We start from the raw sequence: 15,053 nt of genomic DNA on the forward strand, positions 1-15,053 counted from the left end.
AGGAGTTATGAAATGCGGATGGTCATTTTCGGCCTCACCGTTACCTCTTCATGGGGAAACGGCCATGCCACGCTATGGCGCGGGCTTATACGGGCGCTGGCGCGGCTGGGCTGGTCTGTCAGCTTCTTCGAACATGATACGCCCTACTATGCCGGAACCCGGGATCTCGACCATCTCGATGGCGGTCACCTCGTCCTGTATCCCGACTGGGACAATATCCGCCGTGTCGCCGAGGCCACGATCCAGCATGCCGATGTGGTCATCGTCACCTCCTATTGCCCCGACGCCGTCGAAGCCTCGCGGCTTGCGCAGCAAGCCTGCCGTGGACTGAAGGTGTTCTATGATCTCGACACGCCCGTCACGTTGACAAGGATCGAGCAAGGCGAATGGCCGCCCTATTTCGGTCCGGAAGGCCTGCGCGATTTCGATCTGGTGCTGAGCTATACGGGCGGGCCGGCGCTCGATGCGCTGAAGACGGTGCTCGGCGCGGGTTTCGTCGCTCCGCTTTACGGCCATGTCGATCCGAAACGCCACCGGCCGGCTCAGGCAAGAGCCGATTTTGCCGGCGACCTGTCCTATCTCGGCACTTATGCCGCGGACCGTCAGGCCGGCGTCGAGAAGCTGCTGGTGCAGCCCGCGGTCCGGCTCCCCGATCGCCGCTTCATCATCGGCGGCGCGCAGTATCCGCAGGAATTCCCGTGGAGCGACAACATCTTCTTTGTCAGACACCTGCCGCCAGCCGATCATCCAGCCTTCTTCTGCTCATCGCGGCTGACGCTGAATGTCACCCGCGAGGCGATGGCGAAAAAGGGCTGGTGCCCCTCGGGCCGGCTGTTCGAGGCGGCAGCCTGTGGCGCCGCAATCATCAGCGACAGATGGCCGGGCCTGGACAGTTTCTTTGAACCCGGCAGCGAGATCCTGCTCGCCGACACCACTGACGACGTGGTCGCCGCCTTGAGCCTGTCGGACCGGGAGCTTGACACCCTGCGCATGCGCGCCCGCGAGCGTGTGCTTGACGAACACACATCCGCGCGGCGCGCCGCGGATCTGGACCAGATGCTGAACGACGCATTGCATGCGCCGGCGCGCGAACAGATGAAGGAAGCCGTTTGATGCTGGGCATAGTGCCGGCCGCCGGACGCGGCAGCCGTATTCAACCGCTCGGCTTCTCGAAAGAGTTGCTGCCGGTCGGCAGCAGGTTGGACGGACAGACCGAACGTCCTTGCGCGGTGAGCGAATATCTCGTGCGGCGCATGGTGCTCAATGGCGTCGACAGGATCTGCTTCGTCATCGGGTCGGGCAAATCGGACATCCTGGAATATTACGCGGCGGGCTACGACAACGCGACCGCCATCTTCGTGGCCCAGCCCTCCCCGGTCGGTCTTTGCGACGCGATCTTCCGCGCGGAGCCGCTGGTCTCGCCACAGGAGACGGTTCTCGTCGGTCTCCCTGACACCATCTGGTTTCCCGAGGATGGTTTCTGCCGGCTTGCCGACGACCGGCTGTCCTTCCTGCTGTTCCCCGTTGATCGTCCCGAACTCTTCGACGCCGTGGTTGTCGACGAGGGCGACCGGGTGAGGGAAATTCAGGTCAAGCAGCGCGACGCCGCGACCAATTGGATCTGGGGCGCGTTCAAGATGCCGGGCCGTATCTTCCACCAGCTTGCCGCGCTGTGGCGCGAGCGGGACCGTTACGACGAATATCTGGGCACGCTGATCAATGCCTACCTGGCTTCTGGAGGTGAGGCTTATGGTGTCAAGGCAGGCACCGCCTACGTCGATGTCGGGACCTTCAACGGCTACCGCACGGCGCTGCGCCTGCTCGAAAACAACGATGTCCCCGCGGACGCAGGCTCGCACCTGTTCACGGCCCAGGGCCGCTCGCACGTACCGTCCTTTCCAGGCGAAGGAGGTTAGAATGCTGCATTCCAATGCCGATATACGTCGTCGCATCGATGCGCTCGGGCCGTGGTTCCACAATATGGAATTGGCCGGCGTCGAGACCGCGCCCGATCATTTCCTCGGCAATTATCCGCTGATCAAATGGCGCAAGTTCGCGGACGCGATCCCGGCCGACCTGACGGGCAAGTCCGTGCTCGATATCGGCTGCAACGCCGGCTTCTATTCGATCGAAATGAAAAGGCGTGGCGCCGACCGTGTGCTCGGCATCGACTTCGACGAGGCCTATCTGGCACAGGCCCGTTTTGCCGCCGAAGTCGCGGATTGCGAGATCGAATTCCGGCAATTGTCGGTCTATGACGTCGGCGGTCTGGGCGAAAGCTTCGACATCGTGCTGTTCATGGGGGTGCTCTACCATCTGCGTCATCCGCTGCTGGCGCTCGATCTGATCCGCGAGCACGTCGTGGCCGATCTGTTGATCTTCCAGTCGATGCAGCGCGGCAGCACCGATTTGCCCGAGCTCGAACAGAACTACCATTTCTGGAGCCATGAGCTGTTTGACCAGCCGGAATTCCCGAAACTTCACTTCATCGAGCACCGCTACGCCGACGATCCGACAAATTGGTGGATTCCGAACCGCGCCTGCGCCGAGGCCATGCTGCGCAGCGCCGGATTCGAGATCGTGCGGCATCCTGAAACGGAGGTTTATTTTTGCCGCGTGGCCGGCGAGCCGGCCGGCGGCGGTGCCGTCTATCCGGTGAAAGGGAGACAAGATGATTGAAGCCGCCATGATCTGGAACGAGCCCAACAACAAGTCCCATTGGGATCCCGAGCTTGATCCCGACTGGAGCCGCTTCGCCACCATGGCGATCCTGGCCGCGGATGCGATAAAGCGGGAAAATCCGGCAGTGACCAAGGTCCTCGGCGGTATCTCGCCGATCGATGCGGGGTTCATGACCCGGATGAAGGAATTCGGCGTGCTCGATCACCTCGACGCTGTCGCCGTGCACGGTTTCCCGCTGGACTGGAACCTTTGGCAAATCCAGGAGTGGCCGCAAAAGCTCGGCGAGATTTCCGCGGTCATCGACCTCCCGGTCTGGGTCAGCGAAGTTGGTATCTCGACCTTTGGCGCGGAAGAGGTCCAGGTATGGGGCTTGCGCCGTACGGCCGAACTGCTGATCGGCAATGCGCCGCGCATCCAATGGTACAGCCTCTACGACCTCCCCCGTGCCTGGGAAGCCACCACGCGCCACCGCGAAGCGGAAGGATCTTCCTATTACCGCCACTTCTACATGGGCCTGCTGCGCGAAGACGGCACGCCGAAGCCGGCACTCGAGGAATTCCTTCGCTACGCTCCGCAGATCGGATTGGTCCAGTGGTTCCACTACCAAGACCATCGGCTGGACGATGCCGTTGCCTGGATGAAACGGCTCGGCGTCACCCATATGCGTACAGGCCTGTCCTGGGCCGACAGTTTCAGGCCGAACGCGCTCGACTGGTTCGACCGCCAGATGCAGGCGCTTGAGGATTTCAATGTTACGGTCACGTTCTGCTTCACGCCCGAACATCGTGGCCTGCAACCCCACCACACCAGCCCGCCTTTGGTGCCGGAGGAATTCGCTGAATTTTGCGCCGCTATGATCCAGCGCTATGCGCCCGGGATCAGCGCCGGCGCGGTTCCGGCGCGCCGGGCCTCGGCCGCATGAGGGCTTCGTGCTGTGACCCTCACGGTCCTCAATGTAGCCTATCCCCTGGCCCCGGTCGGGCCTGACGCCGTCGGCGGCGCGGAACAAGTGCTGTCCATGCTGGACCGGACGCTGGTGCGGATGGGCCATCGTTCCCTTGTCGTCGCTTGCCAGGGTTCAGATACGACCGGTACCCTGATCGAGACGCCTGCCGAAACGGGCGTACTCGATGAAGCAGCCAAGAGGCGGGCTCAGGATGCGCATCGTGCGGCAATCGCTGAAGCCCGCGCACGCTGGCCGGTCGATGTGGTTCATCTGCATGGCATCGACTTCGATGCTTACCTGCCGGACACTGGCCCGACGCTGGTAACACTGCACCTGCCGCTCCAATGGTACCCGCCGGCGGTGCTACGACCGGTGCGCGAGGACCTCTGGCTCCACGCGGTATCGGCGGCGCAGCAGGAAACAGCTCCGGCCGGCTCCATTCTGGTGCCGCCGATTCCGAACGGCGTCGACATCGATGCTTTGAGCGAAAACCGATCGCGGCGCAATTTCGCGCTGGTGCTCAGTCGAATATGCCCCGAGAAAGGCATTCACCTCGCACTCGAAGCGGCCAAACAGGCGGAAGTGCCGCTGGCCGTCGGCGGCAGGCTCTATCCCTACCAGACGCATATCCAATACTTCGACGATGAAGTCGCGCCGCGTCTCGACAGGCACAGGCGCTTCCTCGGACCGCTCGGCTTTTTCGCCAAACGGCGTTTTCTCAATGCGGCCCGCTGCCTGGTCGTCCCCAGCCTCGCCGCCGAAACAAGCTCGCTTGTCGCGATGGAGGCGCTCGCTTGCGGCACGCCGGTCGTTGCCTTTCCGAATGGCGCGCTGCCCGACGTCGTCGAGCATGGCAAGACCGGCTTTCTGGTCGACGACGTCGACGAGATGGCGCGAGCCATCATGGCCTCGGCCGGTCTCGACAACGAAACATGCCGGACCGAGGCGCGCCGCCGCTTCTCCCTCGAGCGTATGATCTCGTCTTACATGGATGCATATGAAGGCCTGGCGCGGCTTGGCGCTCGCCAGCCGGCGCTGGAGACCGAGCAGTGAGTGGTCTCCACGCCGAGATCATCCGCGACGAAGGAGCATTGGAGGCGCTTGGACCGAGCTGGCGGCGGCTCTGGTCGCGATGTCCCGCCGCGACGCCTTTCCAGTCTCCCGCCTGGCTCCTGCCATGGTGGCAGACATTCGCGCCGGGTGAATTGACGGCGATCGCCGTATGGAACGGACACGATCTTGCCGGCCTGGCGCCGCTCTATCAGCAAGCGCACGCTTCCGGTCCGCGATTGTTGCCGATCGGCATTTCACTCAGCGACTATCTCGACATTTTGAGCGCACCGGAACAACAATCAGCGGTCAACGCGGCAATCGCCGAGGCTGTACTCTCGCTCGAATGGTCGCAATGGATCCTGCCCGATCTCGCGACCGAGGCGGCCGCGCTGGCCCTGACACTGCCGGCCGTGCGGGAGAATTGCCATTCGGGCCATGCCGCATGCCCGGTACTCTCGCTAGCTGGCGATGCGTCGCTGACGGGTTGCGTCCCCGCCCGGCGCAGGCGTCAGTTGCGCCGCGCCCACCAAGCCGCACGCCGCAGAGACCGTGTCGACATCCGGCGCGCCGAGGCCGATCCCGAAACATTCCTCGGCCAGCTGATCCGGTTGCATGGCGCGCGTTGGGATGGGCAAGGCGGTGGCGTGCTGGCTGACGCCGCCACGCGGGAATTTCACCGGAATGCCCTCCCCCGCCTTGCGGCGGAGGGCTTGGCCCGATGCTGGCTGATCGAGATCGGCGGCTCGGTTGTCGGCGCCTATTACGGGTTCCATCATGGCCGCCGCGCCTATGCCTATCTCGGCGGCTTCGATCCAGCCTATGCCGGCGAGAGCCCGGGAGCGATCCTGATCGGTCACGCCATTGGCGAGGCTCTCCGTGAAGGCGCGCGGGAATTCGATTTCCTGCGTGGCCAGGAAAGCTACAAATATGGCTGGGGCGCGCTCGACCGCTGGACCAGACAAAGGATGTGGACGCGGAGCACGCCGGCATGACGGCGCCGCGTCCCGGATCGGTCCATGAGGCGGCAGCGGCAATGCGCACGCTCGAGATTTGCATGATCGACGGCGTTTCCCCCGAAGTCGCCCTCGCCAGGCTGGCGGTTCATGTGGACACAGGAATTGACGCGGCGGATTTGGCGGATATCGCCTTGACCATGCGGTCAAACGACAGTGCCGAACGATATTGGCTTAAATCCGTTGCTGCGCTGCTTTTGCGTAAGCTGGATGATTTCGAAGACCTTCGCGCAGCGGCCGCGGCGGTTTGCCATGACATTGACGAGAGTGAAATGGCGGCAGCGACCGTGCAGCGGCTGGCGAGCGGCTTTGACGGCGCGGCCGCCATTTCGCCTGCCGCGAGTGTACAATTGTCCTCGCTCGGCGACGAGGAAATCCTGGCGGCAACGACGGCCGAAATTGTCGGCTGGCTGGAAGGTCACGGCTTTACCGGATCCGGCAAGGACATACTGGATATCGGGTGCGGCATTGGTCGGTTCGAAAGGGCCCTTCACGCCATGGTCGGCCGTTTGGTTGGCATCGACATTTCCTCGACCATGCTGGCGATCGCAGGCGGGCAATGCTCGTTTGCCAATGTGGAACTGCGGCAGACATCAGGCTTGGACCTCACCGACTTCGCCGACAAGAGTTTCGACGGCATACTGGCTATCGACAGTTTTCCCTATCTGGTGCTAGCCGGGCTTGCCCAGCGGCACTTGAGCGAGATGGCGCGGGTGCTCAGGCCCGGCGGCATGGCAGCGGTTTTGAACTACTCCTACCGGGGGGCGGTCGCCCTTGACCGCTACGATATCCATCGGTTCGCAAACGCGTCCGGCATGCGGATCATCGTCGACGCGGAAATGCCATTCAGCCGCTGGGACGGAACTGCATTTCTTCTTCGAGCCGGAGGAACATAGTGCCTCAACCCGTGTTCGAGAGGAATCGCAGCGATGTCCAGTTGGAATCGGCATGCCCTGCAACGCCGGCTCGATGGCAACCGATCGAGGGACCGTCGGTGGACGACCGCGCTGAGCTGAATCGTCGCCTTACCGTGACGGCTCGAAGGGAAAATTTCGGATTGCCGAACAATGTTGTGCAGAGCCGGAGGCCGGCCGGATTGCAGGCCGGGATTGCCTTGCAAACGCCGGCCGCCTGTGCACACTGTTTTACAGGAATATCATTTGTTAAGAGAATGCGATGTCTCGCATGAGCCAGCGCAACCTTGGCCCCCAGGCAAGTCTAGGCATGGACCAGGAGATTGCGTCACTGCTGTCAGCCATCGAACAGGAGAAAGTTCCTGATCGCCTGACCGCGCTTGCGATGGAGCTGCAGAATGCGCTGGTCGAAAAGCGCCTACGCGAGACGACGATCAAGTTGAGCTGATTATCGGTGGCGTTCGGCGCCGGTATCGTAATGGTCTTCGGACAAATAACTGCGCCTTTCGACCAGTGATTGCGACGAGGTCTCGCCAAGCGCTTCCAGCACGCCCGCGCGTGCGCGGTTCAGGCGGCTTTTCACGGTTCCCACCGCGCACCCGCATATCTCTGCCGTTTCCTCGTAGCTGACCCCCAGCACCCCGATCAGCATCAGCACTTCGCGCTGATGCGCGGGAAGCGCCTGGATGGCACCGTGTACTTCCTTGCTCTGCATCGACCAGTCCTGGGACGCTTCGGAAATCGGGCGGCTGGAGGCGCAGTCAAGCAGCCCGGGCGCCTCCCTGGCTGCCGCTCTGACGCGGGTATAGTGGGTGTTGCGCATGATGGTGAAGAGCCAGGATTTCATTCGCGTTCCCGGCTCGAATTTGTCCAGATTGGCAAGACCCTTGGTCAGGGTCTCCTGCACCAGATCGTCGGCGTCCCCGGGGGCGCGGCAAAAAGTGCGCGCGAAAGCCCTCAGCGCCGGGATCAGATCGACGATGGAAATGCTATCCGCCTGGTTCGCGCGGTCCTGGAGTAACAATGGTCGGCCCTCGGCAAAAAATGTTAACGGAGACTAGGAAGAATGCAGGAGAATGAGGATCGTTCCTGTCTGGACGTAAACTCGTTCCAGGATCCCTGCCGCCAACTTTCGACCCATCGTGCTCCCGGTCAACTGGGCCGCCGAAGCCGGGTTCGTTTCGAATGGTCCACGTGATCCCGCGAGGCCATTTGTTCCTTGTCGGAACATTGCTTTCGCACCGTCGTTAGATCCGCGGCGGCTGTGGCAACATAGCTGGAAGTGGCAGCTCGCGCGACAGCCGGAATTCTTCAGCATGGTCGCTTTGCGGGTTCCCACGTTGGTGAAGCGGACACCGAGTTCGGATGCGCACGGTTCTATCGGGTTCTTCCTGGTGCGGGCTCCTGTCAGGACCGCTGAGTTGGGCTATCGCGACGCAAGTGAACTACGTTCTGGTGCCTTGGCAATGCGCCCATCAAGTGCCAGTCGTGCTGCCCTTGGCTTTGACGCTTACGCTGCTTTCGCTCGTCGGAGGTGCGCTATCATGGCGGGCAAGGCGGCTACACGGCGCCTCCGGGCGCAAGCAAAACACTGAACGCTTCATTGCCGATCTCGGCATGGGGACGGCTTTGTTGTTTGCGCTGGTCATCCTCATGCAAGCCAGCGCCGCACTCATCGTCGATGGCTGCCTGCGATGAGCTTCGATGCATTCTTCTCCAGTTCGATTTGCTACGGCGCGGGCGCGCCGGCAGCGGGATGGACCTTGGCGCTGCCGATTACCCTGCCGCTGATGGCGGTGGCCATTGCCTATGCGACCGGCGCGACGCGGCTGTGGCGCCGCAGTGGCCACGGCAGGCCTATACGGGCACGGCAGGCACTGTGGTTCGCCATGGGCTGGATTGTCTTGACGGCGGCTTTGGTCAGTCCGATCCATGCGCTTGGCCAACGGGTCTTTGCTGCGCACATGATCGAACATGAACTGCTAATGGCCATGGCGGCGCCCTTGCTGGTTGCAGCATGTCCTGCCGCGGCCTTGCTGTGGGCATTGCCCGCCGGGTTTCGGCGCAATCTTGGAACGATCGGGCATGGGAAACTGCTGCGGATGACCTGGGCCTTCGTCGCCCGTCCGCTCAACGCGACCGTCATCCACGGCATCGCGATATGGGTCTGGCACATCCCGGCCCTGTTCGAGATAGCACTTCAGCAGGGCGTGCTGCACTACGCGCAGCACGCAAGCTTCTTCGGCACTGGCCTGCTCTTCTGGTGGACCTTGCTGCCACGTCCAGGCCGCCAGCAGAATTATGGCAACGCCGTGATGCATCTGTTCGTCACCTCGCTGCACACCGGTCTGCTTGGCGTTCTGCTGCTTTTGTCGCCGAAGCTCTGGTATCCGCAAAACGCTGTCGGCGCGGCGTTGTGGAACCTGAGCCCTATCGAAGACCAGCAGCTCGCGGGATTGGTGATGTGGATTCCGGCTGGCCTTGTCTATGGCGGAGCAGCGCTTCTCATGGCCGGCCTTTGGATTCGATCAAGCGAAACCAGAGCAGGCGCCGATGCGCTTCGGCCAAGTTAGGTCGGCCCGCATGATAGCTTCATGTCCCGCTCTCGGGCTCCGCCTTCATGCCACCAAGTTCTTCCTTCGTGCAAAGGAGCTTGGGCTTCATCGGATCCGAAATATCCAACTTGTCCCACGGAATTCGATAGAGCCCCTCGCGGCGGCGAAGTCCAAAAAGGTCGAGAACGGCGGTACCTACGGAGGAAGCGGACAGGCGTTCAAAAGCGGCGAAAATGCCGATGTGGAATTCGGTGACGACGAAGTCGTCGCCTTGCGATTCCGCGACGATCTCCTCTATGTGGCCTATGCTTTCGCCATTTTGGGACAGGACCCTCCGGCCAGCCAGATGGTCGACGTTCACGATCGCCACCTTCAGGCTCCCGGAATTCGGCCGATGACATGATCGCGCAACCAATCCTGCCAGTCGAAGATTACCGTCTCGCGCACGTCGATGTCGAATTCGATGTCGACGCCGATGTCGCGCACCTTGCTCCAGGGGATCCGATGCGGCCGGGCGTGCCGTTCGCCACCGAGTTTTGCCGCAAGGCGCGCCATCCAGCGCCCTGGCAGCCTTCCAAGGCGGCGCGCCAGCGTAACCGATCCAACTTCTATGGCAATGATCCTGGGCGGCTTGCCTGGCCTCAGTTCGGCGACCAAGCCGTCCAGCTTGCCGATCTTGACCTGCTCACGATCGACAACCTGTTTGTCCAGCACATCGCGCAGCAGCTTCATCAGGTGCCTCCGAATATCTGCAGGGGGATGGTCACCACAGCAAGCACAAAGCCCAGCGTGATGATGAAGATCACCGCGATATTCGAGATGATCCCGTTGCGATGCTCGCCGACGTAATGCTTGTCGTTCAGCAGGAAGAGAAAAGGCACCACGGTCAGCGGCAGGCTGGCAGCGGTAATCGCCATGGAAAAGACCGTCAGCCTGAGCGGATCGAGGCCAAGCGCGATCGGGATCGCGGCAAGGAAAATCGACACCGAATAGACGCTGGCGAAGCCCGGATTGTCACGCGGCTTGCTGTCCTCGCCCCATGTCCAGCCAAAGCCCTGCGCGATCAGGTAAGCCTGTTGCAGCGCAATTTCGAGCACGGCGCCGAAGCAGGCGATGCCGAGTGAAGCGACAAACAGCACGAAACCCCAGAACCCGAAGATAGGGATGAGCATCAGCGGCAGCTGATTGTAGTCGTCCACCTGACTTATGCCATGCGCGCCGAGCACGAGCGCGGCCACGATCAGAACGCCGACGGAAATTGTCCCGCCAAAGCTCATACCCAGGCCGGCAATGGCGCGATTGGTGCCGAGATAGCTCTTGTCCCACCGGTCCTCGATCGCCCCCGAAGAGTAAAACATGAAGAGATAAGGTGATATCGAGGCGCCAAGAATGCTGACGGCCATGAACCAGTAGTTTGCCGTATCGTGACTGGGCAGGCTCGGCGCGGCGCCGTCAGCAACCTGTTTCCAGTCCGGCTTGAGCATCACCGCCGCGACGACGAAACAGAGCGTGACAAGGCCGAGCGTCGAGACGCCCTTCTCGATTAGGCCGAACGTGCCTTTCCACAACAACAGCCACGCTACGAAAGCGACAGGCAGCGCCCACCATTGGAAGCTGATGCCCGTGGCAAGTTCGCCGGCAATGGCAACGCCGCCGATCTCCGCCGACAGCACCATGAAATTGACCAGCACCGTGGTCAGGAGCGGCCACAGGAAGGCATTGAAGCCGAACCGCTCGCGGATGCCGTCCGCTATCGTGTGGCGGCTCACGGCAGCGAAGCGGCCGGCCATCTCGACCAGGAAGATGATGCAGACGGTGCCAAGAACGACCGACCAGATCAGCTGGAATCCGAACAATGCGCCGGCCTGAGCGGCCGTCGCCATCGAGCCGATCTCCAGAAAGCCGCCAACACTGGTAACGACCCCAAGCGAAATCTCGAGCAGCTTTTTCATGACTTCGGCTGATCGTATCTGGCAGCGGCGACAGTCAGATCCGCCATCGCGCCGTTAAGATCCTGCCGCGCCTTGTCAGCCTGCGGCCGGCTGCCGGTCTTCACGGCGGCTTCGGCATCTTTCATCGCCGTTGACAGCCGTGTCATCGCCGCCGAAACTTCACTTCTCCTTCCGGGTTCGGGCGAGGCGTCCGACCGCAACTGCCGATCGGCCTCGGTGACGGTTTCGGCAAGCGATTGCAATGTGGCCGCTGTATAGCGTGCAGGGGCGGCTCCTGCCATCCAGGCGTCGGTTACCAGGGCTGCCGTCTGCGCGGCTGATGCGACCGTCCTGGATTGCTGTTGGACGGGGTCGGAGGACGTACAAGCAGCCAGGGCCACTGCGGTCATCACCAGGCAGGCGCGGCAAAAAAGCCGCTCAACGCAATTCTTAAAAAGCTTCAAACTCCACTGCCTCACTGCCGAACGCCATCCTCCCTCGGCCACGCACAATGCCGGTCGAGTTTCGGCGTCATCTTTCGCCCCTCGACAAGTTGATGAAGCTAAAAAACGGGCTAAGGCGGAAAGTTCCGTACGGGCCAAAGATTGCCTCGCGAACTCGCCTGCGACGCGCAGATGGCAGACCGATCTGCGGGCCTCAGCTCGCCGGTTGCTTACCATTATGTTCCGCACTCTTCTCGTCTGCGGTCGAGCCCGGAGCGCCCGCCCCTTCGGAGGTCTCCAAGGCTTCGATGACCGGCGCCAGGGGGCTCTCTTCAGCTGGAATCCTTGCCTCTTCAGGATCATTCTCGCTCGCCTGATCGAGCGCGCGCTGGATGGCATCTTCGATATGACCGATTTCCTCCTCGCGGATTTCGCGTCCGTATCCGGCGGCATCGGCATCTTGTTCGAACTGTTGCGCCAGCACCGCTATACTGACCTGCGTGTCGGCAGGTAGGTTACCGACATTCTCCTGTAACCAGCTTCGAAAGAACTCTACGGTTGCGCTCATATCTGGTCTCCTCGACCGGACAACTTGCACAAAGGACCGGTGTTCCATTCCGCACGCAATCTGGAACTCAAAATCGCCGACCACGTTCGTGATGATGGCTGTTCACCCCGTCCGAGAAATTCTGACCACAACCGGCACGCTGACGGCGAAGCCCTGGGCCTTTCTGATTCTTGTTGGTTACACCGTCGCGTGGATTGTCTTCGAGCATGAAACACTCGACTGGCATGGCGTCGCCACCCTCGTGACCTGGGCCATGACGCTTCTCATCCAGCGGGCGGAGCACCGCGATACCCAAGCCTTGCAGGCCAAGCTGGACGAGCTGATCCGCGCGACCGGTAATGCGCGCAACGATCTCACCCAAATCGACAAGAAAGAGCCGGAGGAAATCGAGCGAAAACGCTCGGTCGACGGGCGCAACGACGAGCATCAGCGGTCCGCTAGCTGATCGGACCTCTTCGTGAATCAGGGAGAAGCAGGCTTCGCCGGCAGGGTCCCCTGAGCCGGCTGGGTTCCCTGCTGATCCCCTCCCGTGGAGGTCTGAGGCGTCGGGTCCTTGTCGACTTTGGGGTTTTGATCGACTGGCTGGGTGTTGGGATCGCTCTTGGATTGCACCGGATCGCTGTTGCTGCACGCTGTGAGCAAAACCATCGTGACAACAGCCATGACCGCTTGTCTCATCGTGATCTCCTCTTCGCAACAGCAACGTGAGGCGTCGCAACCCGTTCCATTGGCATGAAGCTTCTGTTCCTCAGCCGAGAACGAACCGCCTGCACGGCAGCGGGCGCCACCGTGACGAGGTCGACCGGATTTCGGTTCACTTGCGGTCGTAAGGCCGTTGCTGCCGATGCCGCGGCACCGCTGTCTCATTCGTGGCCATTGCATGCTGGCCGAGGCTCAGGAACATAGCTCGCCGTCCGTGGTTAGGCCGGAGCCATCTGCTTCAGGTTTTCGACCATGCTGCATATCAAGTTGGGTCGACCCCATTTTGCGCCGCAGGATTGGTGCATCCGGACGGCATTGTTCCTTGCGAAGCCCATGGCTTTCCTCCTGGTGCTGCTGCTGGCAGGCGTCCCGCCGCTTTGGGCCTCCGAGATCGACCGGGGCGAATATCTTGCGCGCGCCGCCGATTGCATCGGCTGCCACACCTCGGAACCAAGCCGGCCGCTGGCTGGCGGCTACCGGGTGCCGACGCCGTTCGGGGAGGTCTATTCGACGAACATCTCGCCCGACCGCGACACCGGCATCGGGCTCTATACGGATGACGAGTTCGTCAGCGCGGTGCAGGAGGGCAAGCGGCGGGACGGCGCCGATCTCTATCCGGCCATGCCTTACGACAGCTTCGCGCAGATGAGCCGCGAGGACCTTCTGGCAATCAAGGCCTACCTTTTCGCGCAGCCACCGATGCATCAACCCCGTCCCGATAACATCCTGCCCTTTCCTTTCAGCCAGCGTGCCATCGTGAAGTTCTGGAAGATCGCGAACTGGCGCGGCGGCGGGTTCGCTCCGGACCCGTCCCGCGACGACGAATGGAACAGGGGCGCCTACCTCGTCGAAGTGCTTGGCCATTGCGGCGCATGCCATACGCCGCGCAACATGACACTGGGGATGGACAGGCAAAAGAACCTCGCCGGCGGCTCGGCGGGCATCTGGCAGGCCTACAACATCACGTCCGACCCGACAGCCGGCGTCGGCGGCTGGAGCGACGCCGAACTCGGGCGTTTTCTCAAGACCGGCGCTCTGCCCGGCAAGTCCTATGCCGGTGGGCCGATGGCCGAAACGGTGACCAACAGCCTGAGCCATCTGCCCGACGGCGACATCCGTGCAATCGTCGCCTATCTGCGCAGCGTACCGGCCCAAGCCGGCGAGGAGAAGCAGCCGCGGTCCTCGCGGCAAGGCATCGCCGCCAGTGCCGGGCCGGACGGCCAAAACGTGCCGCACGGCAACATCACCTCCGACGGAGCCGGACTCTATGCCTCGCTCTGCGCCGATTGCCATGGACCCGATGGGCGTGGGTCAGCCGACGGCGGCTTCCCCTCGCTCGTCCACAACACGACGACGGGGGCGCCGACATCGCAAAACGTGGTGATGACGATCCTCTATGGCGTCCAGGCCGGAGGCGTCGCGGGCCGCCCTTCCATGGCCGCGTTCGCCGATTGGCTCGACGATGGCCAGGTCGCAAGCCTTGCCAACTATGTTTTCGCCCATTTCGGCAATCCCGAGGTCAACGTCGCGGCGTCCGATGTGCGCCAGATGCGGGCGGGCGCGCAAACCCCGGAAACACTGATGCTGATCTGCGTGGAGGCGCTCGTCGCCGCCTGCGCCGCGCTCCTTTTGCTTTGTGTGTGGCTGCTTGTCCGACGCTACTTGGGACGGCTCCTTCCAGGTTACGTTCGTGCATAGAGATAGGCGGCGATGTCGCGTGCCTCCTGCGGCGACAGGTTGGTGTTGGGCATGGCCGTTTTCGGGTCCACGTCCCGTGCACGGCTGATCCAGCGTATCATCACATCGGAGGAGGTTCGCGCCGTGCCGCCGATATAGAACCGCCGGGAGACGCCGGCCAGCGACGGGCCGACCGTCCCTCTGGCGCCGGGCACGCCGGGAATTTCATGGCATCCGCCGCAACCGTTGCGGATCATTGCCGGGATGGCCCGGGCAGCCTCGCCGCCGGTCTGCTGATTGATCTGCGCCTCGCTCAGGAACTCCGCGCGCCATGCCTGCGCGAGATAGGCACCGGTCACGAAAACGGCACCCACGAGAAAGGCGGCGCTCCATGTCACGATTTTGTCTCGCGGCAACGAGGCAACGTCCAAGGCGCTCGATGGAATGGCTTCGCGTGGACGCACGCGCAGCAGAAAAACGAGGCCTCCGGCAAACAGCAGAAGCCCGGCCAGACCACGCAACGCAGTGTGGTGGCGCGAGAAACGCTGCCGGTGCCTGATGGCCTGCAT

Annotated in this window: 20 protein-coding genes; 12 read left to right on the forward strand and 8 right to left on the reverse strand. The window is 62.5% G+C overall.

Annotated features, from left to right (window positions below):
- The first annotated feature begins 12 nt into the window (after positions 1-12).
- The 8 genes from FJ934_RS02840 (at position 13) to FJ934_RS02875 (ending at position 7,056) form a co-directional block, all read left to right on the forward strand.
- Positions 13-1,113 carry a glycosyltransferase gene (locus FJ934_RS02840; RefSeq protein WP_140607137.1) on the forward strand — a complete coding sequence of 367 codons (1,101 nt, stop codon included), beginning with the start codon at positions 13-15 and terminating at the stop codon, positions 1,111-1,113.
- Positions 1,113-1,916, forward strand: coding sequence for a sugar phosphate nucleotidyltransferase (locus FJ934_RS02845; protein ID WP_140607138.1), 804 nt, complete (start codon positions 1,113-1,115; stop codon positions 1,914-1,916). Before FJ934_RS02840 ends, FJ934_RS02845 begins: the two co-directional genes overlap by 1 nt.
- A gap of 1 nt (position 1,917) precedes the next feature.
- Positions 1,918-2,679 (forward strand): TIGR04290 family methyltransferase, encoded by a 762-nt coding sequence (locus tag FJ934_RS02850; protein WP_140607139.1) that lies wholly within the window; start codon positions 1,918-1,920, stop codon positions 2,677-2,679.
- On the forward strand, positions 2,672-3,604 hold the full coding sequence (locus FJ934_RS02855) for a beta-xylosidase (RefSeq protein ID WP_140607140.1): 933 nt from the start codon (positions 2,672-2,674) through the stop codon (positions 3,602-3,604). The genes FJ934_RS02850 and FJ934_RS02855 overlap by 8 nt, the downstream gene beginning before the upstream one ends.
- Before the next feature lie 12 nt (positions 3,605-3,616).
- A complete protein-coding gene (locus tag FJ934_RS02860; protein WP_140607141.1) occupies positions 3,617-4,681 on the forward strand; it encodes a glycosyltransferase in 1,065 nt (354 codons plus the stop codon).
- A complete protein-coding gene (locus tag FJ934_RS02865; RefSeq protein ID WP_140607142.1) occupies positions 4,678-5,673 on the forward strand; it encodes a GNAT family N-acetyltransferase in 996 nt (331 codons plus the stop codon). Before FJ934_RS02860 ends, FJ934_RS02865 begins: the two co-directional genes overlap by 4 nt.
- Complete coding sequence (locus FJ934_RS02870) at positions 5,670-6,590, forward strand: class I SAM-dependent methyltransferase (RefSeq protein ID WP_140607143.1); 921 nt, start codon at positions 5,670-5,672, stop codon at positions 6,588-6,590. Before FJ934_RS02865 ends, FJ934_RS02870 begins: the two co-directional genes overlap by 4 nt.
- Before the next feature lie 280 nt (positions 6,591-6,870).
- Positions 6,871-7,056 (forward strand): hypothetical protein, encoded by a 186-nt coding sequence (locus FJ934_RS02875; protein ID WP_140607144.1) that lies wholly within the window; start codon positions 6,871-6,873, stop codon positions 7,054-7,056.
- Here the strand turns inward: FJ934_RS02875 and FJ934_RS02880 are convergent, their stop codons facing one another.
- Entirely contained in the window at positions 7,057-7,632 is a 576-nt protein-coding gene (locus FJ934_RS02880) for a sigma-70 family RNA polymerase sigma factor (protein ID WP_140607145.1), read from the reverse strand.
- 416 nt (positions 7,633-8,048) lie between these two features.
- Between FJ934_RS02880 and FJ934_RS02885 the strand changes: the two genes are divergently transcribed.
- Positions 8,049-8,306 carry a hypothetical protein gene (locus tag FJ934_RS02885; RefSeq protein ID WP_246671419.1) on the forward strand — a complete coding sequence of 86 codons (258 nt, stop codon included), beginning with the start codon at positions 8,049-8,051 and terminating at the stop codon, positions 8,304-8,306.
- Positions 8,303-9,181: a cytochrome c oxidase assembly protein gene (locus FJ934_RS02890; RefSeq protein WP_140607147.1), complete on the forward strand. Its 879-nt coding sequence runs from the start codon at positions 8,303-8,305 to the stop codon at positions 9,179-9,181. The genes FJ934_RS02885 and FJ934_RS02890 overlap by 4 nt, the downstream gene beginning before the upstream one ends.
- 19 nt (positions 9,182-9,200) lie before the next feature.
- Here FJ934_RS02890 and FJ934_RS02895 read toward each other — a convergent pair whose 3' ends face one another.
- The 5 genes from FJ934_RS02895 to FJ934_RS02915 are packed head-to-tail and all read right to left on the reverse strand — an operon-like array spanning position 9,201 to position 12,105.
- On the reverse strand, positions 9,201-9,533 hold the full coding sequence (locus FJ934_RS02895; protein ID WP_140607148.1) for a hypothetical protein: 333 nt from the start codon (positions 9,531-9,533) through the stop codon (positions 9,201-9,203).
- 2 nt (positions 9,534-9,535) lie between these two features.
- Complete coding sequence (locus tag FJ934_RS02900) at positions 9,536-9,895, reverse strand: hypothetical protein (protein WP_140607149.1); 360 nt, start codon at positions 9,893-9,895, stop codon at positions 9,536-9,538.
- A complete protein-coding gene (locus FJ934_RS02905) occupies positions 9,895-11,115 on the reverse strand; it encodes an Nramp family divalent metal transporter (protein ID WP_140607150.1) in 1,221 nt (406 codons plus the stop codon). Before FJ934_RS02905 ends, FJ934_RS02900 begins: the two co-directional genes overlap by 1 nt.
- Entirely contained in the window at positions 11,112-11,696 is a 585-nt protein-coding gene (locus FJ934_RS02910; RefSeq protein ID WP_140607151.1) for a hypothetical protein, read from the reverse strand. The genes FJ934_RS02905 and FJ934_RS02910 overlap by 4 nt, the downstream gene beginning before the upstream one ends.
- A 55-nt stretch (positions 11,697-11,751) precedes the next feature.
- Positions 11,752-12,105 (reverse strand): DUF768 domain-containing protein, encoded by a 354-nt coding sequence (locus FJ934_RS02915; protein ID WP_140607152.1) that lies wholly within the window; start codon positions 12,103-12,105, stop codon positions 11,752-11,754.
- Positions 12,106-12,196: 91 nt separating this feature from the next.
- On the opposite strand from FJ934_RS02915, the gene FJ934_RS02920 reads away from it, so the two are divergent.
- Positions 12,197-12,550: a low affinity iron permease family protein gene (locus tag FJ934_RS02920; RefSeq protein ID WP_319022920.1), complete on the forward strand. Its 354-nt coding sequence runs from the start codon at positions 12,197-12,199 to the stop codon at positions 12,548-12,550.
- A gap of 17 nt (positions 12,551-12,567) precedes the next feature.
- On the opposite strand, the gene FJ934_RS02925 is transcribed toward FJ934_RS02920, so the two are convergent.
- Positions 12,568-12,783, reverse strand: a complete 216-nt coding sequence (locus FJ934_RS02925; RefSeq protein WP_140607153.1) for a hypothetical protein — start codon at positions 12,781-12,783, stop codon at positions 12,568-12,570.
- Positions 12,784-13,140: 357 nt separating this feature from the next.
- Between FJ934_RS02925 and FJ934_RS02930 the strand changes: the two genes are divergently transcribed.
- Positions 13,141-14,505 carry a cytochrome c gene (locus FJ934_RS02930; protein ID WP_181165490.1) on the forward strand — a complete coding sequence of 455 codons (1,365 nt, stop codon included), beginning with the start codon at positions 13,141-13,143 and terminating at the stop codon, positions 14,503-14,505.
- Here FJ934_RS02930 and FJ934_RS02935 read toward each other — a convergent pair.
- A complete protein-coding gene (locus tag FJ934_RS02935; RefSeq protein WP_140607154.1) occupies positions 14,490-15,053 on the reverse strand; it encodes a c-type cytochrome in 564 nt (187 codons plus the stop codon). The two genes, FJ934_RS02930 and FJ934_RS02935, sit on opposite strands and share 16 nt — an antisense overlap.

The organism is Mesorhizobium sp. B2-4-12 (genome assembly GCF_006441575.1).
GTDB lineage: Bacteria > Pseudomonadota > Alphaproteobacteria > Rhizobiales > Rhizobiaceae > Mesorhizobium.